Source organism: Corallococcus carmarthensis (assembly GCF_003611695.1).
Taxonomy (GTDB): domain Bacteria; phylum Myxococcota; class Myxococcia; order Myxococcales; family Myxococcaceae; genus Corallococcus; species Corallococcus carmarthensis.
In genome coordinates, this window is sequence record NZ_RAWE01000012.1 from 57,217 (window position 1) to 83,623 (window position 26,407).

General features: G+C 69.2%; 24 protein-coding genes and 1 tRNA gene. 11 read left to right on the forward strand and 14 right to left on the reverse strand.

What is annotated here, in order from left to right:
- Positions 1-12: 12 nt before the first annotated feature.
- The 6 genes from D7X32_RS05795 (at position 13) to D7X32_RS05820 (ending at position 6,716) form a co-directional block, all read left to right on the forward strand.
- Entirely contained in the window at positions 13-2,895 is a 2,883-nt protein-coding gene (locus D7X32_RS05795; RefSeq protein WP_120601500.1) for a golvesin C-terminal-like domain-containing protein, read from the forward strand.
- Positions 2,896-2,992: 97 nt separating this feature from the next.
- A complete protein-coding gene (gene gap / locus D7X32_RS05800; protein WP_120601501.1) occupies positions 2,993-4,006 on the forward strand; it encodes a type I glyceraldehyde-3-phosphate dehydrogenase in 1,014 nt (337 codons plus the stop codon).
- Between the two features lie 63 nt (positions 4,007-4,069).
- The gene (locus D7X32_RS05805) at positions 4,070-5,263 is read left to right on the forward strand and encodes a phosphoglycerate kinase (protein ID WP_120601502.1); all 1,194 of its coding nucleotides are present in this window, start codon (positions 4,070-4,072) and stop codon (positions 5,261-5,263) included.
- A 36-nt stretch (positions 5,264-5,299) separates the two neighbouring features.
- The gene (gene tpiA, locus D7X32_RS05810) at positions 5,300-6,061 is read left to right on the forward strand and encodes a triose-phosphate isomerase (protein ID WP_120601503.1); all 762 of its coding nucleotides are present in this window, start codon (positions 5,300-5,302) and stop codon (positions 6,059-6,061) included.
- An 84-nt stretch (positions 6,062-6,145) separates the two neighbouring features.
- Entirely contained in the window at positions 6,146-6,550 is a 405-nt protein-coding gene (gene secG / locus D7X32_RS05815; protein WP_120601504.1) for a preprotein translocase subunit SecG, read from the forward strand.
- A gap of 84 nt (positions 6,551-6,634) precedes the next feature.
- Positions 6,635-6,716, forward strand: a tRNA-Leu gene (locus D7X32_RS05820).
- A gap of 64 nt (positions 6,717-6,780) precedes the next feature.
- Here the strand turns inward: D7X32_RS05820 and D7X32_RS05825 are convergent.
- Positions 6,781-10,707 (reverse strand): Dyp-type peroxidase, encoded by a 3,927-nt coding sequence (locus D7X32_RS05825; RefSeq protein ID WP_120601505.1) that lies wholly within the window; start codon positions 10,705-10,707, stop codon positions 6,781-6,783.
- A gap of 279 nt (positions 10,708-10,986) precedes the next feature.
- On the opposite strand from D7X32_RS05825, the gene D7X32_RS05830 reads away from it, so the two are divergent.
- From D7X32_RS05830 to D7X32_RS05840, 3 genes are all read left to right on the forward strand, one after another.
- Positions 10,987-11,823, forward strand: coding sequence for a metallophosphoesterase (locus tag D7X32_RS05830; RefSeq protein WP_120601506.1), 837 nt, complete (start codon positions 10,987-10,989; stop codon positions 11,821-11,823).
- A 176-nt stretch (positions 11,824-11,999) separates the two neighbouring features.
- Complete coding sequence (locus D7X32_RS05835) at positions 12,000-12,542, forward strand: DUF2378 family protein (RefSeq protein ID WP_120601507.1); 543 nt, start codon at positions 12,000-12,002, stop codon at positions 12,540-12,542.
- 12 nt (positions 12,543-12,554) lie between these two features.
- Positions 12,555-14,120 (forward strand): fibronectin type III domain-containing protein, encoded by a 1,566-nt coding sequence (locus D7X32_RS05840; RefSeq protein ID WP_120601508.1) that lies wholly within the window; start codon positions 12,555-12,557, stop codon positions 14,118-14,120.
- A 66-nt stretch (positions 14,121-14,186) separates the two neighbouring features.
- Here D7X32_RS05840 and D7X32_RS05845 read toward each other — a convergent pair whose 3' ends face one another.
- A complete protein-coding gene (locus D7X32_RS05845; RefSeq protein WP_120601509.1) occupies positions 14,187-14,882 on the reverse strand; it encodes a pirin family protein in 696 nt (231 codons plus the stop codon).
- A 108-nt stretch (positions 14,883-14,990) separates the two neighbouring features.
- A complete protein-coding gene (locus D7X32_RS05850; RefSeq protein ID WP_120601510.1) occupies positions 14,991-15,896 on the reverse strand; it encodes a LysR family transcriptional regulator in 906 nt (301 codons plus the stop codon).
- 150 nt (positions 15,897-16,046) lie between these two features.
- On the opposite strand from D7X32_RS05850, the gene D7X32_RS05855 reads away from it, so the two are divergent.
- On the forward strand, positions 16,047-16,595 hold the full coding sequence (locus D7X32_RS05855; RefSeq protein WP_120601511.1) for a YceI family protein: 549 nt from the start codon (positions 16,047-16,049) through the stop codon (positions 16,593-16,595).
- Between the two features lie 12 nt (positions 16,596-16,607).
- Here D7X32_RS05855 and D7X32_RS05860 read toward each other — a convergent pair whose 3' ends face one another.
- The 6 genes from D7X32_RS05860 to D7X32_RS05885 all read right to left on the reverse strand — a co-directional run bounded on the left by D7X32_RS05860 (position 16,608) and on the right by D7X32_RS05885 (position 22,005).
- A complete protein-coding gene (locus tag D7X32_RS05860) occupies positions 16,608-17,540 on the reverse strand; it encodes a DUF4382 domain-containing protein (RefSeq protein ID WP_120601512.1) in 933 nt (310 codons plus the stop codon).
- Between the two features lie 75 nt (positions 17,541-17,615).
- Positions 17,616-18,116: a hypothetical protein gene (locus D7X32_RS05865; protein ID WP_120601535.1), complete on the reverse strand. Its 501-nt coding sequence runs from the start codon at positions 18,114-18,116 to the stop codon at positions 17,616-17,618.
- 150 nt (positions 18,117-18,266) lie between these two features.
- A complete protein-coding gene (locus tag D7X32_RS05870; protein WP_120601513.1) occupies positions 18,267-18,989 on the reverse strand; it encodes a carboxypeptidase-like regulatory domain-containing protein in 723 nt (240 codons plus the stop codon).
- The gene (locus D7X32_RS05875; protein ID WP_120601514.1) at positions 18,989-20,635 is read right to left on the reverse strand and encodes a caspase family protein; all 1,647 of its coding nucleotides are present in this window, start codon (positions 20,633-20,635) and stop codon (positions 18,989-18,991) included. The genes D7X32_RS05870 and D7X32_RS05875 overlap by 1 nt, the downstream gene beginning before the upstream one ends.
- Positions 20,632-21,426, reverse strand: a complete 795-nt coding sequence (locus D7X32_RS05880; protein WP_120601515.1) for a hypothetical protein — start codon at positions 21,424-21,426, stop codon at positions 20,632-20,634. The genes D7X32_RS05875 and D7X32_RS05880 overlap by 4 nt, the downstream gene beginning before the upstream one ends.
- Before the next feature lie 3 nt (positions 21,427-21,429).
- Positions 21,430-22,005, reverse strand: a complete 576-nt coding sequence (locus D7X32_RS05885) for an RNA polymerase sigma factor (RefSeq protein ID WP_171446854.1) — start codon at positions 22,003-22,005, stop codon at positions 21,430-21,432.
- 105 nt (positions 22,006-22,110) lie between these two features.
- Here D7X32_RS05885 and D7X32_RS05890 point away from each other — a divergent pair, with 105 nt between their 5' ends.
- Entirely contained in the window at positions 22,111-22,356 is a 246-nt protein-coding gene (locus tag D7X32_RS05890) for a hypothetical protein (RefSeq protein ID WP_120601517.1), read from the forward strand.
- A 16-nt stretch (positions 22,357-22,372) separates the two neighbouring features.
- Here the strand turns inward: D7X32_RS05890 and D7X32_RS05895 are convergent, their stop codons facing one another.
- From D7X32_RS05895 to D7X32_RS05915, 5 genes are all read right to left on the reverse strand, one after another.
- A complete protein-coding gene (locus tag D7X32_RS05895; RefSeq protein ID WP_120601518.1) occupies positions 22,373-22,798 on the reverse strand; it encodes an OsmC family protein in 426 nt (141 codons plus the stop codon).
- A 178-nt stretch (positions 22,799-22,976) separates the two neighbouring features.
- Complete coding sequence (locus tag D7X32_RS05900) at positions 22,977-23,672, reverse strand: class I SAM-dependent methyltransferase (protein ID WP_120601519.1); 696 nt, start codon at positions 23,670-23,672, stop codon at positions 22,977-22,979.
- 104 nt (positions 23,673-23,776) lie between these two features.
- Positions 23,777-25,099, reverse strand: coding sequence for a PQQ-dependent sugar dehydrogenase (locus tag D7X32_RS05905; protein WP_120601520.1), 1,323 nt, complete (start codon positions 25,097-25,099; stop codon positions 23,777-23,779).
- Positions 25,100-25,196: 97 nt separating this feature from the next.
- Positions 25,197-25,568, reverse strand: coding sequence for a hypothetical protein (locus D7X32_RS46565; RefSeq protein WP_120601521.1), 372 nt, complete (start codon positions 25,566-25,568; stop codon positions 25,197-25,199).
- 18 nt (positions 25,569-25,586) lie between these two features.
- Entirely contained in the window at positions 25,587-26,354 is a 768-nt protein-coding gene (locus tag D7X32_RS05915; RefSeq protein ID WP_120601522.1) for an SRPBCC family protein, read from the reverse strand.
- Between the last annotated feature and the right edge of the window lie 53 nt (positions 26,355-26,407).

A 26,407-nucleotide genomic window follows, 5' to 3' on the forward strand; every position in this document is an offset into this window, starting at 1 on the left:
GTCGGCCGCGTGATGCGAACGTCCCTTCCGTCCTGGTCGCGCACGCTGGCGCTGACCCTGCTGTGCACCTCCGTCCTCGCTCAAGCGCAGGACACTCCCGAAGCCTTCGAAGGCGACGACCTGGGGCTGGAGCCGCCAGGTGTTCAATACCTGCCAGCTCCGGCGCCCCGGGCCCATGAGCAGCGCCGGCTGTCACCGGACGCGCCCGCCGTGGTGCGCCGCGAACCGCGGGCCACGAAGGCTGGCGTGAAGACCGCGGGTGTGCCGCAGACGCGGCTGGGCGAGGGAGCGCTGTCCGGCAAGGTCATCTACCTGAGCCCGGGCCACGGCTTCTACCGCGACAACGGGCTGAAGCGCTGGGCGACGCAGCGGCCCAACACCTGGGGCGTGGTGGAGGACTTCATCTCCGCGGAGGTGGTGGCGCAGGAGCTGCAGCCCCTGCTGATGGCGGCGGGCGCCACGGTGGTGTCGGTGCGCGAAACGGACCTGAACCCGCTCATCGCCACCGTGGACAACGGCGGCACGGGCTATGTGGAAGGCGGGGACACGGCGCGCTTCCACGCCTCCGCGCAGAAGGGCTGGGCCCCGCCGCCCGTGCCCATGGGCAACGGCGTGGAGCCCTTCGCCCTGGGCACCACGCGCACGCTGGACACGGCGGCCACCTCCACCGCGAAGGTGACGTGGACCCCGGACGTACCGGCGGACGCGGCCTACAACGTCTACGTCTCGTACGGCTCCGACCCCACGCGCGCGACGGACGCGCACTACGTGGTGAAGCACGCGGGCGGCGAAAGCCACTTCCGCGTGAACCAGCAGCGCCACGGAGGCACGTGGGTGCTGCTGGGGCGCTTCTACTTCAAGGCGGGAGCGCACCCGGAGTCGGGCGCGGTGGTGCTGGAGAACGACTCAACGGCGGGCACGGGCGCGACGCTGTCCGTGGACGCGGTGCGGCTGGGCGGTGGGCGGGGCCTGCTGGGCGACGCGGCGCAGGGGCCGCTCTTGCGTCCCCGCTTCGAGGAGAGCGGGCGCTACCACGTGCAGTACAGCGGGGCGCCCTTCAGCGTGTACGCGCCGTCGGGGGCGAACGCGCTGTCCAACGAGCGCAACGCGGACGTGACGTCCCGGCCGCGCTTCGCCGCGTGGCTGCACGAAGAGGGCGAGGACGCCGTCTACGTCGCGTGGCACACCAACGCGGGCACGTCCGGCACGGTGCGGGGCACGGAGGGCTACGTCTACGGACCGAACCCGGTGGACGGCACGCTCAACTTCACCGGCGTGGCGGGCGGTGACGTGATGGCGCGGGCGCTGCTGTCGCAGATTGATGCGGACCTGAAGCGCGAGGTGGATCCGAACTGGCGGGTGCGCAGCCTGCGCTCGGCGAACCTGGGCGAGGTGAACCCCACGCACAACCCGGAGATGCCCAGCGTGCTCCTGGAGATGGCGTACCACGACAACACGACGGACGCGGCGAACCTCAAGGAGGCCCGCTTCCGGCACGTGGCCGCGCGCGCCATCGTGCAGGGGTTGATCAAGTACTTCGCGACCCGCGACGGCGCGGCGGTGCACCTGCCGCCGGAGACGCCGGGCGCGGTGGTGGCGCGCAACGCGACGCCGGGCACGGTGGAGGTGAAGTGGTCGGCGCCCCCGCAGGTCGCAGCGGAGGAGGGCCGCGACGCCCCCACGGCCTACCGGCTGTACCAGAGCGCGGACGGCTTCGGCTGGGACGAGGGCACGGAGGTCCAGAACACCTCCGCCACCGTCACGCTGGCGGCCGGCACGCTGCGCTACTTCCGCGTGGCCGCGGTGAACGCGGGCGGCGAGTCCTTCCCGTCCGCCACGGTGGGCGTGCGCGTGGGGAGCACTGCGCCGGTGCTGCTCGTCAACGCGTACGAGCGGCTGGACGCGACGGTGGCCTGCGGCGAGGAGCTGGAGACGCCGTACGACCTGGAGGCCCCGCTGCGCGTCTACCTGGAGGCGATGAACGACGGCAGCTACCTGCGCCAGCATGGCGCGGCGTTCGCGCAGTCGGCGGTGGCGTTCGACAGCGCGACGGGCAACGCGGTGGCGGCGGGGCTGGTGTCGCCCACGGGCTACCGGCTGGTGGACTGGTCCACCGGGCGCGGGGGCGTGGGGGGCGTGGGTCTGCCACGGACGGAACAGGACGCCCTGCGCGCGTTCGTCACCGGCGGCGGGCACCTGATGCTGTCGGGTGGCCGCACGGTGTCCACGCTCGCGGCGGGCAGCGCGGACGACAAGCTGTTCCTCGCGGACATCCTCCGGGCGTCCATCGCGGCGGGGGCCCCGGCGGCCCGGGTGGAAGGCTCGGCGGGCGGCTTCCTCTCGGACCTGGCCGCCACGCCGCTGGCGGATGGGCTGCTCGGGGCCTATCCCGTGGGGGTGACCGACGTGCTGGCACCCACGGGTGGCGGCGCGGGCGTGCTGCGCTACACCGGGACGTCGCTGGGCGCGGGCGTGGTGTCCGCGGGCACGGCGCCCGCGGGGCAGGTGCTGGTGCTGGGCTTCCCGTTCGAGGGCCTTGCGTCCAATCGTGAGCGTTCGCGGCTGGTGGGCGCGCTCCTGGTGCGCTCGGGAATTCTTGCCCAGGCGCCGGCCCTTCCCGCCGCGGACGTGACGCCCGCGGTCAGCCCCCGGCCGCTGTCGTCTTGCGTGGCGGTGCGCGAGGTGAATCCGCATCCGCCGGTGGACCCGGGCCCGGTGGACCCGCCGCCGGAACCGACGGTCGTTCCGGTGCTCCCCAATGACTATTCCCCCAAGGGAGACAGCGGATGTGGGTGCGGGGCGGGAGCGGGAACGGCCTCCGGGCTCTGGCTGTTGGTCGGGGTGATTGTTCAGCTCCGGCGTGCGCGCTCGAAAGCGGCCCACGCGAAGCGTTGACTCGGCGGGGGCGCCTGCCTACGGTCGCCCGCCTTCTTTACGAGACTCATGACGGTGGGCCGCGAAGGCCCACTCCTTCAAGGAGACGGAAAACACCATGGCCATCAAGCTCGCCATCAACGGCTTCGGTCGCATCGGTCGCTGCATCCTTCGCGCCGCGCTCAGCCGCAAGGAAGACCTCGAGATCGTCGCCATCAACGACCTCGACAAGCCGTCGGCGCTGGCCCACCTGTTCAAGTACGACTCCGTGCACCGCACGTGGCCGGGTGAGGTGTCGCACACGGACAAGGGCATCGTGGTGAACGGCAAGGAGATCGCCGTCACCGCGGAGAAAGACCCCTCCGCCCTGCCGTGGAAGAACATGAACGTGGACGTGGTGATGGAGTGCACCGGCCGCTTCACCGCGCGCGACGCCGCCGCCAAGCACCTGGCCGCGGGCGCCAAGAAGGTCATCATCTCCGCGCCGGCCAAGGGCCCGGACATGACCATCGCGTACGGCATCAACCACCACGAATACGACCCGGCCAAGCACCACATCGTGTCCAACGCCTCGTGCACCACCAACTGCCTGGCGCCCATCGCCAAGGTGCTGGTGGACAACTTCGGCATCGAGAAGGGCCTGATGACGACGGTGCACAGCTACACCAACGACCAGCGCATCCTGGACCTCACCCACGAGGACATGCGCCGCGCCCGCGCCGCCGCGCTCTCCATGATCCCCACCAGCACCGGCGCCGCGAAGGCCATCGGTGAGGTCCTCCCCGTGCTCAAGGGCAAGATGCACGGCCTGTCCGTCCGCGTCCCCACCCCGAACGTGTCCCTGGTGGACCTGACGGTGAACACCTCCAAGAAGGTCACCGCGGAAGAGGTCATCGCCGCGATGAAGGCCGCCGCCAATGGTCCGCTCAAGGGCGTGCTGGAGTTCAGCGACGCGCAGACGGTGTCCGTGGACTACAACGGCAACCCGCACTCGGCCATCTTCGACGCCACCAACTGCTACGTGATGGGCGACAACCTGCTCAAGGTCATGGCCTGGTACGACAACGAGTGGGGCTTCTCCAACCGCATGGTCGACACGGCGAAGTTCCTCGTGTCCAAGGGCGTGGCTTAAGGCCGCACCCCGCATCCCGGCACGTTGTTGGGCTGACCGAGACAGGCACAAGGGACACCAAAGATGATCCGCTACATCGATGACCTGCAGTTGACCGGCAAGCGCGTCTTCATCCGCGTGGACTTCAACGTCCCGTTGGAGGGGCGCCGCGTCACCGACGACACCCGCATCCGTGAGGCGCTCCCCACCATCCGGCGGGCGCTGGAGATGGGCGGCAAGGTCATCCTGGCGTCCCACCTCGGTCGGCCCAAGGGGGCGGACCCCAAGCTGTCCACGGTGCTCGTCGCGGAGAAGCTGGCGGAGCTGCTGGGCGGCAAGCACGAGGTCATCCACGCGGACGACTGCGTGGGCGACAACGTGAAGAAGCAGGTGAACGACCTGAAGGCGGGGCAGGTGCTCCTGTTGGAGAACCTGCGCTTCCACAAGGAGGAGGAGGCGAACGACGAGACCTTCGCGCGCGAGCTGGCGGCGCTGGCGGACGTCTACGTCAACGACGCGTTCGGCACGGCGCACCGCGCGCACGCGTCCACGGCCGGCATGGTGCCCTTCGTGAAGGAGAAGGCCGCCGGCCTCCTGATGCGCAAGGAGATCGAGTACCTGGGCGACAAGGTGCTGCGCAATCCGCAGAAGCCCTTCGTGGCCATCCTGGGCGGCTCCAAGGTGAGCGACAAGATCAAGGTCATCGAGAGCCTGCTGCCCAAGGTGGACGCGCTGCTCGTGGGCGGCGCCATGGCGTACACCTTCTTGAAGGCGCAGGGCATCGAAGTGGGCAAGAGCCGGGTGGAGGAGGGCGACAAGCTGGCGCTGGCGGCGAAGCTGCTGGACACGGCCAAGCGCCTGAAGACGCCGCTGGTGCTGCCCATCGACCACATCGTGTGCGCGGACCTGGAGGGCAAGGGGCCGGTGAAGGAGACGCCGGATCAGGTCGTCCCCGCGGACATGATGGGCCTGGACATCGGCCCGAAGACGCGCGCGATGTTCACGCAGCGGATCCGCGACGCGAAGACGGTGGTGTGGAACGGGCCCATGGGTCTCTTCGAAGTGGCCAAGTTCGCGGAGGGCACCCGCTCCGTGGCCGCGGCGATGTCCATCAACAAGGACGCGACGACGGTGATTGGCGGCGGCGACAGCGCGGCGGCGGTGGAGCAGATGGGCTACGCGGACAAGATGAGCCACGTGTCCACGGGCGGTGGCGCGTCGCTGGAGTTCCTGGAGGGCCGGGAGCTGCCCGGCATCAAGGCGCTGGAGACGAAGTAGGGCACCCACGCGGTACGCACCGGGGGAGACACCACGATGGCTCGTCGGAAGATCGTCGCTGGCAACTGGAAGATGAACAAGACGGTGCCGGAAGCGCTCGCGTTGGTGCGGGAGCTTCGCGGCGCGGTGGCGGCGCTGGGCGACAAGGTGGAGGTGGCCATCGCCCCGCCGTTCGTGGCGCTGCAGCCCCTGCACGTCGCGCTGGAGGGGGCGCCCCTCCAGCTGGCGGCGCAGAACTGCCACTGGGAGTCCTCGGGCGCCTTCACGGGGGAAATCTCCGCGCCGATGCTGGCGGAGCTGGGGTGTGCCTACGTCATCGTGGGGCACTCGGAGCGTCGGCAGTTCTTCGGGGAGACGGACGCCACGGTGAACAAGCGGGCGAAGGCGGTGAAGGCCGCCGGGATGACGCCCATCGTGTGCGTGGGTGAGACGCTGGCCGAGCGCGAGTCGAACCAGACGCTGGCGGTGGTGGAGCGCCAGGTGCGGGGCGCGCTGGAGGGCTTCTCCGGGGCGGACGTGGCCACGTTCGTGATGGCGTACGAGCCGGTGTGGGCCATTGGGACGGGCCGGACGGCGACCACGGCGCAGGCGCAGGAGGTCCACGCGGCCATCCGGGGGCTGCTGGCCCGGCTGTACGACGAGGGGACGGCCGGCAGGGTCCGCATCCAGTATGGCGGCAGCGTGAAGCCGGACAACGCTGCGGAATTGCTGGGGCAGCCGGACGTGGACGGTGCCCTGGTCGGGGGAGCGAGCCTCAAGGCGGCCGACTTCGTGGCCATCGTGAAGGCGGCGGGCTGACGTCGGCATTCCCGTTAGAAGTTGTCACCCGTTGACCACTTTGTGTAGGTTGCGCCCTCTTTTCACGGAGCGTTTGGAACACCCATGCTGACCTTCTTCACGATCGTGCACGTCCTGCTCTGCGTGTTCATGATCTTCGTCATCTTGTTGCAGCCGGGGAAGGACGCCGGCATGGGTTCCGCCCTGGGTGGCGGTGCCGCGACGAGCGCCTTCGGTGGGCGCGGCGCGGTGACCTTCTTGAGCAAGCTGACGGGCATCTGCGCCGCCTTGTTCTTCCTGACCTCGCTGGGCCTGTCGTTCGTGGGCCTGCGCGGTTCCGTGGCCGCGGGAGGTTCCGTGGCGACGCCGGCGAAGACGGCCCCGGCGACCCCGGGTGCCACGACGCCTGCTCCGGCGGCCCCGGGTGCGGTGGAGCAGGAGCGCTCCGCGACGCCTCCGGCGGAGGGCCAGCAGGCTCCCGCGACGCCGGCTCCTGCGCCCGCGCAGTAGCCGTCAGGAAGTATCGGCTTCACGCGACGGTTGAATTGGTTGTTGCGTGAATCCACGGGGTCCGGTACATGGACCCCGCCGAACGCCCAGGTGGTGGAACTGGTAGACACACCATCTTGAGGGGGTGGCGCCGAAAGGTGTGCGGGTTCGAATCCCGCCCTGGGCACTCCGAACAAGAGCCTCCGAGTCGAAAGACTCGGGGGCTTTTGTCGTTTCAGGCCCTTCGCGGCTCAGGGCTCCGCGTCAGGCGTGCTGAGCGGCCGGCGCTGGTGCTGGGCCTGGTGGCCCGGGAACATGGAGACGAAGAACTCCGACCAGCCTCCCATGCGCACCCGGACCACGTCGTACTTCTCTGGATCCTTTGCCGCCTTCTCGAAGGTCTCCGGGTTGGCGCAGGTGATGGTCAGGATGTTCGAACCCTGCCCCTGCGCGAACGCGTGCAGCACCCGCTCCAGCGAGTCCACGGGGAAGTCTTCGCGGATGTTGAAGTCCGTGGGCGCTCCGCTCGTGAAGCCCTCCGCACCCGCGCCGGTGTAGCCAGACAGCGCTCGCAGGAAGCCCTCCACCTGATGATCCACGGGCTGATCCGCGATGCTGGGTGACGGGCTCAAGTCCGAGGCCAGCGTCTCCCCGAGCCGCCTCCCATCCGCGGAAGCGCCGCAGGTGGCACCGAACTCCAGGTAGTTCTCGAAGGTGCCCGCACCTGGCTGGATCTGGAATCCGCCGAACGGCTTCTCCGGCGTCCCGAACCTCCGCGCCAGGTCCACCATCTTCTGGGCGGTGGGCTCGGCTGGCTCCGTGAAGACCCGCACCACCGTCTCCGCCACGCGCTGGATGAAGGTGTTGCCGAAGCGGTCCACCTCCTCGTGACCCCGGCCGTAGCGGGGCTGCGCCAGGGCCACGTTGCGCAGCGTCTTGTAGCGCTCCGCCTTCGCCTCGATGCGTGCGGGCCCCGCGAACGTGCTGATGAAGGGCTCGTCCATCTTGTAGCCCCAGTCGCACAGCAGCGCCTCCACCAGTTCCGGCAGCGACGTCACCGCCGTGTCTGGTTCGAACACCATCTTCCGGATGGCGTACAGCGAGTCGATCACCGTGGAGAGCCCCGTGATGCACGGGGCCACCATGTTGTAGCGGGCTCCACCCCCATAGAGGTCCAACCCCTTGTCGATGCAGTCGTCGACGAACACCGACAGCAAGGGTGATGGGCACACGGCGCTCATGGTGCCGAAGACCCCCACCATGCCATCCGCCTGCTTGGCATACATCCAGCTCAGGTGCTGGAAGAACAGCTCCTGGAGCTGCTCGAAGGAGTGGATCTCCGAAGGTGGAGGCGAGGTGAAGGACACGCGCTGGCCCCGGAAGTACATGGGGCCCGACGTGCTCCAGTTCTTGCCCTGGTTGAGCGCGGCCTCCAGCGGCGACAGCGCCGTCATCCCGCCCAGCGTGAACCAGTTCTGCCCGACGATCTGCGGCTCGTAGCAGCCATCGCATGCGTAGTCCCGCGCCGCCTGGAGCACCACCTCGCTGCTCCACGCGCCGCCGGCCTTCTGCGCCACCGGTGTGGAGGCCGTGGGCTGGACGCCCTGGCCCACGCCATCGCCACTGTGCAGCAACCCGGGGATGATCTTCTCGTCGTTGAGGAGGATGGGGTGGGCGCCGCCGCTGAGGAGCGCCAGCGCCGCCTCGTGCAGGTACTCGGGCGGGATGTCCTTGCGCACGCGCAATGACAGACACGGCGCGTTGAGCGGCAGGCGCCGGGCCGCGCGCAGGCAGAGCAGGGTGACGCGGTTGTACGCGGGACGGCCGTCCCCTGGCATGTCATCCGCGAGCGTCCCTCCCACCGTCACCTGCTGAATCCACTGGTTGTTCGCGGCCCCTTGCGGGTAGTTGCCGCTCATCCCACCCATGGCCAGGTTTCCGAAGGGTTGGTGGTCCTCGACGAACTGGCGGTTGAGCTGCACCTTCTCCCCCAGCTTGAGCCAGAAGCAGTCGATGATCTCCTGCGCCTGCTCGTCGTCCAGCACGCCCGCCGCCACGTCGCGCTCGTAGAAGGGGAAGAGCATCTGATCCAACCGGCCCACCGCCGTGGGCTCGCCAATCAGGTGCAGTCCCGCGTGCAGCGTGAAGAGCAACTGGGCGGCCTCGAGCATCGTCTGGGGCCGCTCCGTGGCCAGTCGCTGCATCCGCTCCTGGATCTTCAGCAGATTGTCGCGCTCGGCGTGCTGCCCCAGGGGCAGCTCCGAGGCCATCTTCCCCGCGAGCGCCGCGTAGGCCAGGCAGCTGTCGCGCACGCCCTCCAGGGACAGCACGACGCCCCGGTAGAACTGGCGCTTGCCTTCATCCTGGGTCGTGTCGTGACGGGCCTGGACGTCCGCCATCAGTCCTCCGAGCCCCCGGTCCAGGGCGCGCTGGAAGCCTGGCACCAGGTGGCCCACACCCGACGCGGAGCTCAGCCCCGCGAAGAAGTTGCCCAGCTGCTCGTCCTTGCGCGCGTAGTCAATCACATACCGGCCCTGTCCGAGCCCCAGGTTGGGCATGGCCCCGACGATGAGCTCCACGGGATGGATGCGGTAGGTGTCCGCGCCGTTGATCCAGTTGCCCTGCGCGTCCTGGCGCCGGCCCCTGAAGCCATAGGCGTCACTGGCGAAGACACTCCCCAGGCTGACCTTGATGGCCCAACCCATGCGCTCGACGACGGAAAGCCCCATCACCTCCCGTGCCTTCGCGGGTCCGTACTGGCGCGCCACGTAGGCGCACAGGTGCTCCAATTCCTGCTGTGCCCGGTTGACGTACCAGTTGTCCTGCCAGCGGGAGAAGGCATCCGACAGCAATTGCAGCACCCGGTTGGACGGGGGCAGGTGCGTCCGGCGCTTCTCGCCGGACATCGTCGCCATCTGGAACAGGTAGTCCTTGTGGTTGTAATGCATGTACCCGTTCGACGAGGCCACGTCGAAGTGACGGTCCAACCGGCTCCAGTCCACGCCGGGGAAGCGCTTCCAGTCCTGCTGCTCCGCGGCCTGGAGCGTCACCGGGGCCAGGCCCAGGTCGGCCTGACTGGGGATGTAATAGAAGCCTCCCAGGTTGGAGCGGACCTCGGAGAGGAGCCGGTCACGCATGAAGCCGCGCTGGTCGCCAATCTGCTGGTTCATGATGGCTTCGAGCGCGCGGACGCTCCGGGCGTAGCCCGCGAAGTAGATGCCCGCCTCGTCCCGGAGGCTGGCGCCCTTGGCGAGCAGTTCGGCGTTCTTCGTGGTGTCCGCCTGCCCGAAGGGCAATCCCAGCCGGAGCACCTGCAGCGTGTTGCCGTGGGCGTCCTGCACGCGGGCGCTCTTGATGTGGCTGCGCTGGTCCTGGGTGGGGATGAGGATGTCCTCGGTGGTGCGCCCCACCAGGTCCTCCACCTGCTGCGGGCTCATGTCGAGCAGGTGCTCCCAGTTGAGCGCGAAGCGCTGCGCGAGCACGAAGGAGGCACCCAGGTGCGCTGGGTCCTCGAACCCGACCAGGGTCTGCTCCTGGATGGAGACCGGGTCGGACGGGTTGTTGAGGTTCTCCGAGAAGCGGCAACCCAGCACCTTGCCTCCGCGCTTGTCCGGGCGCGTGGACTTGGTGGCCGCCTTCTGGTGGTCATGGGGCCCGGAGCGCACGCAGCGCGCCTCCTCCTCCAGCCGCGCGCGGATGAAGGCGAAGACCGCGTCGCAGTGGGCCTCCTCGTCGGACTTGATGTGGAACCACAGGTCACCCTGCGAGTCGACGAACGTCCCGTTCGAGCGGGAGAACACGGCGGAGCGGCAGGCTGGCGAGGACTCCTCCGGGAAGGCCAGCTTCATGCCTTCGGGAAGGTCGGTCCCTTCCTCGGCGCACCACTCCTGCCAGAGCTGGAAGCCCACCCCAACGATGGCGGAGGTGTTGGCGCTCCCGTAGTGGGCGTGGATCTCCTCGCGCACGTCCTGCATCAGCTTCTGGAGGAGTGCTTTGGTCAGCGGCTCACCGGACCCACCTGGCGTGCGCCAGAACGTCGCGAATACGGCGTAGGGCGAAGGGTAGACCAGGCCTCGCTGGACCAGGGACCAGAGCTCATGGCTGAGCTGGTTTCCCTGCTGCGTGGACAGCGACTTCGCGGACTGGTTTTCTCGTGCAAGGACTGACGGCGTGCGCATTCGGCGTCTCCCGGGCTGGGCGGAAAAAGGGGCCTGTCTGTCCATGGAGCCCCCCGCCCAGGACGTGCCATCTATCAAACGGAGGCAATTCCTGTCATGTCACGGCGGGTCGAGGGTTCATGTCAGGGGAAACCACTAGCATGACATTCATTGGCTGGGTGGTTCCCGTTGACCCGGCGAGCGTCCACGGACGCCGGAAGTCGCGTTGTCAGGCCGGCCCACGCTGGACCGTCGACGGCCGCGCCGGGCCATGACCGTCGGGCACGCCAGGAGGCGGGAATGGGTGGGACTGAAGGCGGATGGTACTTCGCGGCCGTGGGCGACGTGCATGGCCAGATGCACGCGATGGTGCGCTTGGTGGAGGGCTGGTCCGCGCGCACGGGCAAGCCCCTGGCGTTCGTGGTGCAGGTGGGCGACTTCGAACCCCACCGCGACGAAGCGGACCTGGCCACCATGGCGGCGCCCGCCAAATACAAACATCTGGGCGATTTCCCTGCCTACCACCGCCGCCAGACGGGCTTCCCCTGGCCGGTGTATTTCATTGGCGGCAACCATGAGCCGTACGGCTTCCTGGATGCCCAGGCTCCTCAGGGCCTTGAGGTCACTCCCGGTTGTCATTACCTGGGGCGCGTAGGGCAGGTGGAACCACGGGGCCTTCGCGTCGCCGGGCTCTCCGGCATCCATCGCGAGGATGTGTTCCGGACCGCACGTCCGTCCCTCCTGGACCCCAGGTCCGTGTCCCACAAGGCCTTCGCGTACTTCAACGAGGAGGACGTGGACCGCGCCATGGGGCTCCGGAACATCGACGTCCTCCTGCTGCACGACTGGCCCTCTGGGCTGATCGCGGCCTCGGACGCGGCGGCGTTCGAGCACCAGCGGCGCAGCGTGAGCCACGACACGGTCGGGAATGACTACGCCCGCATGCTCGTGGAGGCGCTCCGGCCCCGCCTCGTTCTCTGCGGCCACATGCACCGGGCGTATCGCGCCACCATCCGGCACCCGTCTGGACAGGTGTCGGACGTGGCCTGCCTGGCCAGCGTGCGCCAGGGGCTTGAGTCACTCGCTGTGTTCCATGTCTCCTCGGACAGGCTCACCGAGGTCACACGGACTCGCTGAGTCATTGAGAACGTGTAATCCAAGTTTTATGAAACATCACGGCCAGCCGTGAAACAAAGGTGGGACGTCTCAGACCCGGGTCGGAGGCCGGGGGCTTTCGGATTCACGGTCCGGATGGGTTACACTTCAACGCGACACGGCGGAATGGGACCGCCGGGCCGTTGCTGGGGTGATTCGTGGAAGAGGAAATTGTCTATCGCCACACGGTGGAGGGCTTGTTCCGCTCCATCGGTGACCGTCTCACTCCGGAGCTCCGCGCGAAGCTGACCGCGGTGGGCCTGGACCTGGACGCGCAGTCCCCGCGCAACACGTCCCGGACGGTCTTCGCGGACTCCCTTCGCGTCACCGTGGAGCACCTGTACCCGGAGTTCGACGTGAGCGAAGGCTACCGGCGCCTGGGCGTAGGCATCATCCAGGGGCTGGAGCAGACCGTGCTCGGCAAGTCGCTCGTGTCGATGTGGCCCATCTTCGGCCCGCAGCGCGTCGTGGTCCGCATCCAGGAGAGCTTCGAAACCGTGAACAACTACATGAAGTCGGAGTTGCTCACCCAGGGACCCGGCCACCACCTCATTCGTGTCAACGAGTGCAACGGGAACCCGGGCTACCTGCGCGGCATCATCGAGGCGGGGCTCGTGCGGGCTGGCGCGAAGAACCTGCGCGTGGAGCCCTTCGACTTCGACGGCCACGCCTGCTCCTACCGCATCCAATGGGCTCCCTGATAAAACGGGGAAATGAAGAAAAACCATCTCCCCCGGTATGACGTGCTGTGCTTCACGGGGGCGCTGCTGTTGTCGCTGTCCTGTGGTTCCCAGGGTGACACTTCCCTGGAGCCGGATGAGACCGGCGAGGTCTCCCAGGCGGCCTTCGCTGCCCCCACGTTGCTCGAAGCCGTGCCCGGCGACGGGCAGGTGACGCTCCAGTGGACGGCGGGCCCCGCGGGCACCCAGGGCTACCAGGTGCGCTTCCGCGTGGGCTCCGGCAGCTGGGTGTACCGGGGCGCGGGCAACAACACGACCTACGCCGTCACGGGCCTCACCAACGGCACGAAGTACGAGTTCCACGTTCGCATCAAGGGCTCCACGGGCGACACGACCTCCGGGTACTCGAACGGCCTGTCCGCCACCCCCACCGCGGACGAGTGTGCTGGCACCTCCGTCCGCCACATCACCGTCACCGGCTCGGGCTTGAAGGACGGCCTGACAGCCCAGAGCGCGGGCACGCTGGCGAACCTCAACGCCTTCATCCAGGCGGTGGGCCCCGGCGGTCTGGTGTGCATCCACGGCGGCACCTACGGCACCGGTACCACCGTGTCCCAGGGCGGCGCCGTGGGTTCGCCAGTCACCCTCAAGGGCGTGGAGGGGCGGCCCGTCTTCCAGTCCACCTTCGAGGCCTCCACTCGCGCGAAGTCCGGGCCCGTGGCCTTCACGGTCAAGGCCAGCAACCTGGTGTTCCACAACCTGGAGTTCCGGCACGTGGGCACGTGCTTCAGCTTCAAGGCCGTGTCACCCGTGTCTCACGTCACGCTCAGCCAGTTCCGCGCGGAGAACGTGGCCACCTGCGTGGACGTGGAGCGCTCCAGCACCACCGCCTTCACGGACCTGACCATCCGGAACGCGATGATCCTCCAGTTCACGCGCGGCGGCATCTTCCTCGCGTCCGGCACGAACCAGTCGCTCGTGGAGGATGTCTACATCGACATGGAGCCGGACCAGATTGGCGGGCAGGGGAGTGACTACCCCGTGGGCATCGCCCTCTACGACGCCACGAACAACGTCACCCTGCGCCGCGCCACCGTGCTGAACGTCACCGGCATGCAGACGGGCTACACGCAAGGGGACGGCATCGACGGGGAGAGCACCGCGAGCGACGTCGTCCTGGAGGACAGCTACTTCCGGGGCAACGAGGACGGCTGCGTGGACACCAAGGTGCGCAACATGCTCATCCGCGACACCGTCGCCGCCGAGTGCAAGCGCAACTTCCGCCTGTGGCAGTCCGTCACGCCGGGTCCCCGTGTCGAAAACGTGAGCAGCTACCAGCCTCGCGACGGCCACTTCTTCATGCACTCCGGCACCACCACGGCGAAGGACATCGCCGTGTACTCCAGCAACGCCGCGAAGCTCGTCGCCTATGACTGTGATTCATCGTCCCCGTGCACGTTCAACGCGCAAGGCATCCAGGGGACGCTGCTGGATGCGAGCAAGCTCAACGCCACCGGCACCGTGACGGGCAACACGCTGGTGTACGGACAGGCGGTCACCATTCCTCCCGTTCCCAACCCCACGTCGTTCACGCCGTAAGGCTCTGGATACGACAAGGCCCCCGGGTCCACTTGAGGATCCGGGGGCCTTCTTCGTGCCGGCGCATCAGGCCAGGTCGAACAGCAGGGCCTCCAGCGGCTCGGAGGCGGTGAGCACGAGGCTCGACTCGTCGGTCACGGCGACGCCGTCACCGGCCTTCAGGGCCACGCCGTTGAGCGTGCCCGTGCCCCGGGCAATCTGCACCCAGGCGTGACGCCCCTTGGGCAGCGTGTACTCCGCCTTCTCACCCGGGCTCAGCAGCGTGCTGCTGAGGAGCACGTCCTGGTGCACGGTGAGGCTGCCGTCGCGCGCGTCGGGGCTTGCCACCACGCGCCAGCGTCCCTTCCGGTCATTCTCCGGGAAGAACTTCTGCTCATATTCCGGCTTCAGACCCTTCTTGTCCGGGATGATCCAGATCTGCAGGAAGTGGACGTCCTCGTTGGAGCCGTTCATCTCGCTGTGCATCACGCCCGTGCCGGCCGTCATGCGCTGCACCTCACCGGCGCGCAGGAGCCCCTGGCCTCCCGTGCTGTCCCGGTGCGCGATGGCACCGCTGAGCGGGTAGGTGATGATCTCCATGTCCCGGTGCGGGTGCGTGTCGAAGCCCTCGCCGGACTGCACGCGGTCCTCGTTGATGACGCGCAGGGAGCGGAAGCCCATGTTCTCAGGGTCGAAGTAGCTCGCGAACGAGAAGGTGTGATGCGAATCCAGCCAGCCGTGGTTGGCGTGACCGCGTGCTTCGGAAGGGCGAACGTTCATCATGGTGTGTGTTTCCTTTCGAGACACAACATGCGCTCCAGAACGCCACCTGGCCAGCCGTGAACCTCGGGACACATCGTTCCATCCACGGAACGAAACGCCGCCACCGTCTCACTTCTTCGCTCGCTTGAGCGCTCCCTGCAGCTGGGGCCAGTGCTCGCGCAGCACCTCCACGAAGGCCATCACCTTGGGCACGTGGTGGCGCGTGGGCGGGTAGACGGCGTGCACCGGCGCGCCCGCGGAGCTCCAGTCAGGCAACACGCGCTGAAGCCGGCCGGACTCCAGGTCCTCGACACATTGTTGGCCGGGGATGAGGGCCACCCCGGCGCCCAACAACGTCACCGCGCGCAGCATGTCCGGCTCGTTGATCACCAGCCGCCCGGAGACCTTCACTTCGACCGCCCGCCCGGCCGCATGCAGCGTCCAGACGTTCCCCTGCAGGGCCGTACCGAAGAAGAGGCAGTCGTGCTTTGCCAGGTCCGAGGGAGTGCGCGGCGCGCCCCTCGCCTGGAGGTACTCCGGTGAGGCCACGACGAGCCGCTCGATGTCCCCCAGCCGCCGCGCCATCAGCGACGAGTCAGGCAGCCGCCCGGCCCGCACCGCCAGGTCGAACCCCTCCTCCATCAGGTCCACCGCGCGGTCCGTGCAGAGCATCTCCACCTGCACGTCCGGGTACTGCTCCATGAAGCGCGCCACCATGGGCGCGAGGAAATGGACGGACAGGGGCGTCGTCACGCGCAACAGCCCGTGCGGGCCCGCCTGCAGGCGCGTCACCGCCAGCTCCGCGGCCTCCGCTTCCGCGACGATGCGCTCGCAGTGCGCGTAGTACGCGCGGCCCACCTCCGTGAGGTGCAGCGTGCGCGTGGTGCGCTGGAGCAGCTGCGCGCCCACGCGCTCCTCCAGTTCGGACACCTTCCGGCTCACGGTGGACTTGGGCATGCGCAGCGCCTTCGCCGCCGCCGTGAAGCTGCCCGCCTGGACCACCCGGGCGAAGACGAGGAGTTCGTTCAGGTCCATGGCCGTGCCCTCGTGCGGAGGAGACTGTTCCAGCCGTGGAACAGTGCTTCCTGTCCGTCCCGTCTAATCCGGAACGTGGGGGGCCGCTACCTTACGCCTCGTTGAAACACACCGCCGCGGGACGCGGCGCTCACGACAAGGAAGACGACCATGGCCTCGACCCTCTGGAACATCGACACCACGCACACGGGCATCCACTTCAGCGTCCGGCACATGGTGGTCGCGAAGGTGCGCGGCAGCTTCACGAAGTTCGGCGGCACCATTACGCTGGATGACGCGAACCCCTCGGCCTCGGCGGTCTCCGTCTCCATCGAGTCGGCGAGCATCGGCACGGGCGTGGAGCAGCGCGACAACCACCTGCGCTCGCCGGACTTCTTCGACGTGGAGAAGTTCCCGGCCATCACCTTCCAGAGCACGAAGGTGGAGCCCGCTGGCAAGCACCTGAAGGTGACGGGCCAGCTCACCATCCGTGGCATCAGCCGCGAGGTCGTCCTGGAGACCGAGCAGCTGGGCGTCGCCAAGGATCCGTGGGGCAACACCAAGGCCGCGTTCGAGGCGAAGACGTCCATCAACCGCAGCGACTTCGGCCTGACGTGGAACCAGGCGCTGGAGGCGGGCGGCGTGCTGGTGGGCGAGAAGATCGAAATCGCCCTCGAGGTCCAGGCCGCCCAGGCGCAGTCGGGCGAGAAGGCGGCCTGAACCCGAGGAGTGCTACTCGACGGTGAAGGACGTCAGGACGAAGTGCACGTCGGACTCCGCGCCCGAGCTGACCGTCGCGGTCGCCGGGCGCGTGATGTCCGTGCTGAAGGACACGCCCGCGGGCCCCACCAGGTCCACCTGGTAGGTGCCGGGCAGCAGGTACTTGAAGTCCGCCACGTAGCGGGTGGCCGTGCTGGCGCTGAAGGACAGCGTCTCGCGGCTGCCGTCGGCGTTGATCAGCACTGCGGAGAAGCTGCCCAGCTGCGTCGGGCCCATGGGCAGCGACACGCTGCCTGCCTCCAGCGACACCTCCACGTTGCCGGAGAACTGGAGGTCCGCGCCCTTGATGACGGGCCGCATGACCCACTTGCCGGAGCCGCCGGCCTCCTTGCCAAAGCTCTGCGCGACGTCGAAGTCCACCAGGATGACCTTCTGGTCGTCATCGCTGGTGATGGTGACGTCCGCGTCCTTGTCGAACTTCACCTTGAGGCCGGAGCTGCTGGCGCTGGGCATCTGCAGGTCGCCGTCCACCTGGGCCCCGTCGGGCAGGCCCTCGTAGTTGGCGGACGTCGCGAAGATGCGGCTTCCGCCATCCTGCTTCACCTGGATGTAGCCGCCGGTGATGACGAAGCGCAGCTCCTTGTACGTGCCCGGCGGCACCTCCGCGTCCTTCACCAGGTCCGCGGTGTCGTTGGCCAGGGTGAGCAGGTCGGTGGTGACGGGCTCGCTCAGCAGCACCACATCGCCCTTGCCGTCTTTGTCTCCGTCCACGCTGCCCTTCAGATACACCTTCGAGATGGTCACCACGGCCTTCTCGAAGGTGTCGCCCGGAGCGTCGGTCAGCTTCAGGGTGACGTGGGACTTGCCGCCGTCGCCGCAGGCCGCGAGGCACAGCAGCCCCGTGGCCAGGAGCAGGGTGGAGGTCAGGTGTCGCAGGGTCGTCATGGGAGGGCCTCTGTTGGAATCAGGGGTGAACGCAGCAGAAGACCCGCCCACGTCCGGACTGGCCACAGCGCCGTGTCAGCCGATGACCGGCCAGCACTGTCCTTCCTGGCACGACAGCGAATTGCAGCAGTTCTCCTCGCCCGCGGTGGGGCACTCGCCGCCTTCGGGGATGCACTGGGGACCGGCGTCGATGCCACCGCCCGTGCCCGCGTCCGTCGTGCCTCCGTCGGACTCACAGGTGCCGCCGTCCGTAGGCGTTTCACCTCCGTCGTCGCAGGCGCCCAGCGTGTCTCCGTGGCGCAGGTGCGCGGCCATCGCGGGCAGGCCCACCGTGATGGTGTGCGCATTGGCGGGATTGCCGGGAGGAATGTGGCACAGGGTGACGTGGCCAGTGCCTCCGGGTGCCGTGCCACCATCCGTGGCGGGAGCCTCTCCGGCGGCGCCGCCCAGGTTGTCATCGCCCGTGGAGAGCGACGGATCCTCCGACGGCGTGGGGCCGCCGCCGCAGCCCAGGGACAGCAGCGCCGCGCACAACACCATCCATGCCGCGGAAGAGGGAGCGGTCGGGTTACGCATGGTCATCCTCCTGTGAGACGAGGCGGTGGGGGGTCCCCTGCGGGAGCGGGAGTGCCTCGTTGTCAGGAAGACCCGGTGCTTTGCCCGGTGGCCACAACTCCAGACGGGCGGCGAAGTGCGCGGCCACCCGGGGTCCGGATTGATGTGTCTTTACGGAATGGTCTCTTCGCAGCGGAAGCCGTTGCAGACTTCTGATGACTCGCAATGGATGGTGTCGAGGCATTCCACGCAGTGGCCATCCAGCGCGCAATGGCTGTCATCGTCACAGCCCGTCCGCGCGCAACCCTCCTCGGCGAAGCCCTCCTCCGGGACGAGCTCCACGTTCAGCGCCGTCTGCTTGCCCTCGTCCACGCAGCCCTGCACGGCCGTGGAGATGAAGCCGGGCGCGGAGACGCTGAGTCCGTAGCAGCCATCCGGCAGCGGCCCCAGGCGGCGGGGCGCCCTGTCATCGAGCTGGGTGGCGTCAATGGGCGTGCCGTCCACGGAGGCCTTCGCGTCCGTCACCCTCGGGCTGCCTTGGGTGTGGAGCTTCACGAAGAAGCTGCCAGCGGGCCGGGGCGCCACGTCCGGGACGTCCACGGACTGACCGCCCTGCACGGTGAGCGGCACGCGCGCGGCCTTGTCCTCGGTGGCCACGACGAAGAGCTCCGCCGGGCCCGCGGGCACGTCCTCCAGCGTGAAGCGGCCCTGCGCGTCCACGCTGGCGCGCACGCCCGGCGCGCCGATGACGGACACCAGCGCGACGGCGGGGTCGAACTCCGTGAGCCGGCCGCGCACGGTGCCCGCGCGGAAGGGCTCGTTGTCCAGGCTTCCGCATGCGCCCAGGCCCAGGCCGAGCGAGGACAGCGTCAAGAACAGGCATTGGCGACGCATCAGAAGCGGTACCCCACGCCGGCGTTTCCGCCGATGAAGCCCACGGCCTGTCCCTGCCCGTCCACCACCACGTACGTCAGCATCCCGTGGCCCTGCGCGGTGAGCTCCAACCGCTCACCCAGGCGCCACGCCAGTCCGCCCACCACACCGGGGCTGACGGTGAAGTAGCGCTGGCCTCCCGAATAGGCCTCCACGTCAAAAGACCTGCCCAGGTACAACGCGGCCACACGCGGGCCCGCGAAGAGCGTCAGCCGCTCCCAACGCCACAGGTACGGCACCGCCGCGCCCAGCGTGAGCGCGGTGTAGCCGAAGGGCACCTCGCTGCCGGGCGCCACCTGGAGCTTCTTCCTCCCGTGGCCCAGCCCCACGTCCACCAGCAGGCCCAGGTTTTGGAGCGGCAGATCCTCCAGCCGCAGCACGACGCCCACCTGGGGCGCGGCGGGCAGCAGCTCGCGCCGGCTCTTGCCGTCCGCGAAGGACATCATGCCGCCCACGAGCGACAGCGCACGGCGCGGGATGGCGTCCGCGAGCAGGCGCTCCAATGGCAGACGTTCGCCCCGGGCCACGTCCACCTCGCGCCGCACCAGGACAGCGTCGCCCTTGGTGAGCTCCACCGTGCGCCGGCCCGGGCCCACCGCGGCGCCGCCCGGCAGCTCCAGCCGTGGCTCTCCGTCCACCTTGAGCAGGAAGCCGTCCAGGCGCGGGTTGTAGGAGAACAGCTCCGGCTGGCCCGTGCGGTCGATGCGGCCCGCGAGGATGACCGGATCCGCGCCCACTTCGAGAATCTCCGCGGACGGACGCTGCCGTCCTTCCGTGAAGGCGAAGGTGCGGCGGCGTGAATAGTCGTGCGCCTCCGTGGCGGTGACGGCGCCGTCCGCGTTGCGGTCCGCCGGGCCGTTCAGGCCCTCGATGAGGAAGTACGTGTAGATGTCGTTGCGCAGGCCCTCGTCCTCGCGCGCCGTCTCGCCCCAGTCGCTGGCGGCGAACACCATGGAGGCGCGGGAGGACTCCTCCAGGGGCCGCGCGTAGAAGCCGGACTTGATGCCGGCCAGCTCCACCTCCAGCTCCTTGGGCAGCAGCGACTTGCCGCTGCCGCTGTGGCAGGTGGCCAGCACCAGCAGCCGCCGCCGGCTGGGCAGCTGTTCGAACTCCGCCTTCAGCGCGTCCATGGAGAGCGCCGTCTGCGGGATGGCGCGGTAGGACGCGTCGCGGGTGACGAGGTAGCGCGTGAGCTCACCCTTGCCGTCGCGCGCGAGCGTGCCGTGCGCGGACAGGTACACCATCACCACGTCGTCGGGCCGGGTGGCTTCACGCCGCAGCTGCCGGAGCGCCGCGAGGATGGCGTCGCGGGTCGTCTCCTCCGGGCGCGTGAGGACGCGCACCTGGTCGAAGTGGCCTCGCGCGGGGTCCTTCAGCGCCGCGGCCAGGTCGGTGGCGTCCTTGGCGGAGAAGCGCAGCGTGCGCCACTGCGGATCATCGAACGAGGACACGCCCACCAGCAGCGCGAGCCGCCGGGGCGTGTACGCGCGCGACAGGTCCGCCGCGTCGAGCCGCAGCGGCACGAGCCCGCCCTTGTCTCCGGCCGTGGCGGAAGGACCCGCGCAGGCGCAGAGGAAGACGAGCAGCAGGGGAAGGAGGCGCCTCACGGAGCCAGAGTCTGACCGGATTGGACCCGCACGTCGAACCTCGAAACAGTGCCCGGGCGTGCATCCGGGCTTCCGTCCGCGTCCAGCGCGGCGAGTGCGTCCTGCTCCGTTGCCGACTCACCGGGAGCGAAGGCGACCAGCACCAACGACAGCCGGCCTTCGTCCGACTCCAGGCTCACGCCCGTGAGGCCGTCGGGCCCCTCCAGGTCGTGCGTTCCCGCGTCCAGGGCAAAGCGGCCGAGCAGCTCCGGGGCCTGGTGCTCCCGCTGCTGGTAGAGCAGCGCGGTGCCGGACTCCGTCGCGTGGTAGCGCAGGAGCAGCACCTCGTCGCTGGTGACGTCCGCGCCGGAGTCCAACCGGCGCAGGCCGCCGTCGGTGCCCCGGGCGACCACGGCCAGCTCCAGGGAGATGCGGCCGGGTCCCTTCTCTCCGGTCCACTCCGTGGTGCCTCGCGCGGGCCCCTTCACCAGGGGCACCAGCACGACCATCAATACGGAGGCGGCGAGCGCGCCGGCCATCCAGCCCAGATACCGTCCGGATGGCGGGGTGAAGCGGCGGGCGCGGGGCGGGGTGCGCAGCGGGACGACAGTGGCGCCTTGCGCCTCGGCCTTCCGGGCGGGAGCGAGCGCCAGCAGCAGCGCGTCCGCATGCCCGTCGAGCGGATCCATGTGCGTGGCGAGGAACGTCTCACAGACCTCGCAGGGCGAGGCCAGGTGCTCACGGAACCAGGCGACCGCCGCGGGGTCGCGCTGGGCGAGCTCGGCCATCGCGGCGGCATCCAGGTGTCTCATGGCTCAGTCCCACCGTCCGGCGAGCACCCGTTGGAGGAGCTCGCGCTTGATGCGCCCACGAAACCGTTCCAGCCGCATGGTGACCGTGCTCTTGCCCACGCCGAGCTGCTCGGCGATCTCCCGCGCGGAGAGCTGACCCTCGATGTAGAAGAGCTGCACGGTCTTCTTCTCCTCGCCTTCGGGCAGCTCCGCGATGAGCTGCCGCACCACCTCGATGTCGCGCTCCACCTGGAGCGTGGGCGGCAGGGCCGGCACCGTCTCCGGTGTCGGGTCCGCCCGTTCCTCCTCCAGCCGCTGGAGCAGGTTGCGGCGCTCCAGCCGCGTGCGCGCCCGGTTGCGCGCGATGGTCAACAGCCACGGGGTGAAGGCCCCCGCCGTCTTCAGCTGGGGCAGTCCCCGGAACGCCCGCACGTAGGACTCCTGGAGGATGTCCTCCGCCTCGTCGGGATCCAATGTGCCGAAACCCGCGACCATCCGGGCCACGAGGGGACGGGTGAGGCGGTACAGCTCACTGAAGGCGGACGACTCCCCTTGCGTCGCGCGCCGAACCGCGTCCGTGACGTCGTCCGTCTCACCCACCTGCGAAGAAGACCTCCTTGGAACGAATCGGCCACGGGCCTGGATTCTTCCACCTGGCTTCGCGGGCTAGAATACGCCCTTCACGTCCAGCGGAAGGGGCGGCTCATGCGGCGGAAGCTGAGGGTGGCGCTGGTCTCGGTGGCCTGTCTCCTGGCGGCCTGTGGTCCCGCGGACGCCCCCTCGCAGGACAGCCCTCCGGAGGAGGTCAGCCCGGGGGACGTGGAGGACCCTGGCACGGCGGAGCATGAGCTCACGCCGTGCCTGAGCCAGTGCTACACGACCTGCGTGGGCAACACGCCCGAGGTCGTCGCGTGCCGGCAGGACTGCCGCGACGCGTGCGCCGGCGGTTGAGGCCGGCGGGGGAGCGTCAGGTCGCGAGCTTCGCCTTCAGCGTGATGTTCACGCCCGCGAGCGCCTTGGAGACGGGGCAGCCCTTCTTGGTCTCCTCGGCGATCTTCTGGAACTGGGCGTCATTGGCGCCGGGGACGGCGGCCTCGGTGCTCAGCGCGATGGTGGTGATGGCGAAGCCTTCACCCTGCTTCTCCAGCTGCACGTCCGCGTTCGTCTGGATGCGCGTGGGCTTCAGGCCCGCCTTCTCCAGCCCCACCGACAGGGCCATGGAGAAGCAGCCGGAGAGCGCCGCGCCAATGAGCTCCTCCGGGTTGCTGCCGGGCTGACCCTCGAAGCGGGTGCCGAGCGAGAAGGGGACCTCCGCGGCGTGTCCCGGCTTCATCGAACCCTTGCCGTCCTTCAGCCCGCCGTTCCACTGCGCACTGCCCTTGCTGATACCCATGGCGTTCGTCTCCCCTTGAGCGGCGCGGCGGCCTGCCGCGTCCGTTGCGTTCGCGCGGCGGAAGGGTAGGCCGCTCGACGAAGCCCGGTGGCGCCGTTGAAGGCCCGGGGCCGGGTTCTGCCGTGGAGTGGACGCTCCCGCGCGCGAAGGCCTGGGTTCTGGACGGTTGGGGCTACCGTCAGGGACTGACGGTGGGGCGCAGGAAGAGCAGGTAGTGGTCCGGCAGGTCGTTGTACTCGGAGACGACGGCGTAGCCCGCGGTCTGGGCGGCGGCGGCGAGCGGGGGACGCATGGCCCTCAGGTGCGTCACCGCGATGCGGCCCTGGGGCGTGAGCGCGGCGCGCAGCCGGGTGAGGTAGTCCACCCGGTCCGAGAGGAAGTGGTCGACCTCCGACAGGAGGATCAGGTCATACGTTCCCGCTTCGAGGCCCGGCGCGTCCGGTTCCACCTTCCGCACCTCGACGTTCTTGCGTGCAAGGACCCGCTCGCGGAGCCGCCGGATGGCTTCGTCGTTGATGTCGGTGGCCACCACCCGCCCCGTGGGGCCCACCGCCTCCGCGAGCCGCTGCGTGAAGTAGCCCTGTCCCGCGCCGACGTCAGCGATGCGCTGCCCCGGAGCGATGCCCAGCGCGGCGATGAACTTCGCGGGCTGACGGGAGCGGTCGTACGCGGCATCGACGCCTTCGACGCCTCCCGTGCCATGCAGGTCCACGGGCTCTTCCGCCGCGGCGGCCTGCACCGACGCGGCAGGCGCTTCCGGTGGGCTTTCGGGCTTGCTCTCGGAGCGGCAGGCGCCAGCCGCCGTGGCCATGACGAGGCACAGGCACCACCGCGTCAGGGATTGGGACGTCACCCGTGCACGAAAGAGAGTCATTGCGCTCACCAGGGCGGGAAAGGAACAGCCAGGGTCGAAGCCAGTCGTCAGGGTTGCGCAGGATATCGCTTTCTGCCGGACTGCGGGGTGCGAGGCATTCCCGCTCAGCGCTTCGCGGCCACCTTCCACAGCGTGTTGCTGGCGTCATCCGCGACCAGCAACGCGCCATCCGGCAGCACCGTCACTCCCACCGGACGGCCGTGCACCTGGGCCTGGGCCGCGTTGGCGATGAACCCGGTGAGGAAGTCCTCCGGCGGACCGGAGGGCTTCACGTCCTTGAACGGCACGAACACCACCTTGTAGCCAGACAGCTCCGAGCGGTTCCACGAGCCGTGCTGCCCGATGAACGCGCCGCCCCGGTACTTCTCCGGGAACGCCTGCGCCTCGTAGAACGCCAGCCCCAGGGACGCGGTGTGGGCGCCCAGGGCCACGTCCGGCACTCGCGTCTTCGCCACCAGGTCCGGGCGCTTGCCCGCCATGCGCGGATCCTCGTTCGCGCCGAAGTACGCGTAGGGCCAGCCGTAGAAGCCGCCGTCCTCCACGTGCGTGAGGTAGTCCGGCACCAGGTCCTCGCCCAGGTCGTCGCGCTCGTTCACCGCCGTCCACAGCGTGCGCGTGCCCGGCGCCCAGCCCATGCCCACGGGGTTGCGCAGACCGCTCGCGTAGATGCGCTCGCCGGTGCCGTCCGGGTTGAACTCCAGGATGTTGGCGCGGCGCTCCTCTTCCTTCAGGCCGTGCTCGGCCACGTTGCTCGCGGAGCCCACCGACACGTAGAGCTTCGTCCCGTCCGCGTTGGCCAGCAGGTTGCGCGTCCAGTGGTTGTTGTAGCCGCCCGCCGGCAGCTCCAGGAGCTGCTCGCCCTGGGCCTTGCCCGGAGCTTGCAGCGATGTCTCACCGGCCGTGTACGGGTAGCGCCAGACGCCGTCCGTGCCGGCCACGTAGAAGCGGTCTCCCAGGAGCAGCATGCCCAGCGGCTGCTTCACGCCCTCCAGGAAGACCTCGCGGACCTCCGGCGTGCCGTCGTGGTCCGCGTCGCGCAGCAGCGTGATGCGGTTGGCGCTGTGGCCCAGGTTCTGCGAGCGCACCTTGCCGGACTCGATGGCCTCCTCCTTGTCCTGCTCGCTCTTGAACTCCGAGCTGGCCTCCGCCACCAGCACGTCGCCGTTGGGCAGCACGTAGGTCCAGCGCGGGTTGCGCAGGCCGTCCGCGTAGCGCGTCACCTCGAAGCCTTCCGGGGCCGTGGGGCGCTTGCCCTCCGGCCAGCCGACGACCGCGCTGTAGCGCTCCACCTTGAAGCGGGGGTCGGGCGCGGGCAGCGCGGGCGCCTTCGAGGACGCGGCGGAGGATTCAGGGGCGGAGCGGTGCGCGCAGTCCGTCAGGAACAGCGCGGCGCCAAAGCAGAAGGAGGCTCGAAGGAACACGGTCATGTTCCCTGCTCTATGGGGCTCATCCCGGTCCCGCGATGACTGGCTGTTCCGCCCCTCGCGCGGGTGTTGAGTTGTGGGAAGGGCGCGCGCCCGCCGCTCAAGAAGTGAACACGGCGCGCCCGCAGCCATCCTCCTTCTTCTTGAAGAGCTCGTAGCCCTTGGGCGCGTCCTCCAGCGAGAAGCGGTGCGTGGCGAGGAACGCAGGGTCCAATTCGCCCTTCACCACGTGCTCCCGCAGGCGGTGCATGTACTTCTGCCCGTGCTGCTGCGCGGTGCGCAGGGTGAGGCCCTTGTTGATGATGGCGCCCGGCTTCATCGTCGGCAGGTAGCTGTCGATGAAGTGCGGGTCGGAGCCGCAGGTCGCCGACATGGTGACGCGGAGGATGGCGTCGTGCGGGTTGACGATCTCCGGGTCGGGGACGGTCTCCACGCGCAGGTCGTTCACTCCATTCCAGCAGAGGGCTCGCATGGCTTCGTGCTCCCGGGGTCAGTCCGCGCTCACGCGAGCGGAGGGGTTGTGGTCCAGCGTGGGCATCTCTCCGGTCTCCGCCAGGCTCTTGAACCGGCGCAGCGTCTTCATCATCTGCATGGCGGGGATGGCGTGGAGCCGCTTCGCCAGCGCCTCCGCCAGTACGCCACCCGGCGGCGAGAAGGCGAGGTGCAGCGTCACCTCCGTTCCCCAGTTCGCGGGCGCGGGCTTGAAGCGCACCCAGCCCCCGGTCTCCATGGGGCTGTTCCCCGTGGACTCCCAGCGCATGAACTCCGGCGGACGGTCCTCCACCAGGTGGGAGTCCCAGCTCATCTCGCGTCCCAGCGGCCCGTGGACCTGCCAGTGCCGTCCGTCGCCGTCCGTGGGCGTGACGTCCGCGAAGTTCGCCATGAGGCGGCTCAGCGTGGAGGGCTCGCGCCACAGGCGGTACAGCACGTCCGCCGGACGGCCCACCGTGATGGTGCGCTCCACCTCCAGGAGGTGCTTGCCGCGCCGTGCCTCCCCACCCTTGAGCGCACGGCGTGCCCTCCGAGCCACCGTGGCCGGCGCATGCCGCCGGGAGCCCAGGCCCTGGTAGAGCAGGGCGCCGCCGGCCAGGGCCACCAGCGTCCCCCCGAGCGAGCGGCGTTTCAGGCCCAGGGACATCAGCGTCCCGGCGACCACCGCCGAAGCGGTCTTGCTCCACCGCTGGGAAAGGAGGTCCTCCCCGGAGGTGTTTTCCTGGGGCCGGGCCTCATGCAAGGCCATCGTTCGTGAGCTCGCCATGGTTCCTCCCGGCCTGACATGCACATGCGTCAGGCACTCCCCGCGAAGCTTTG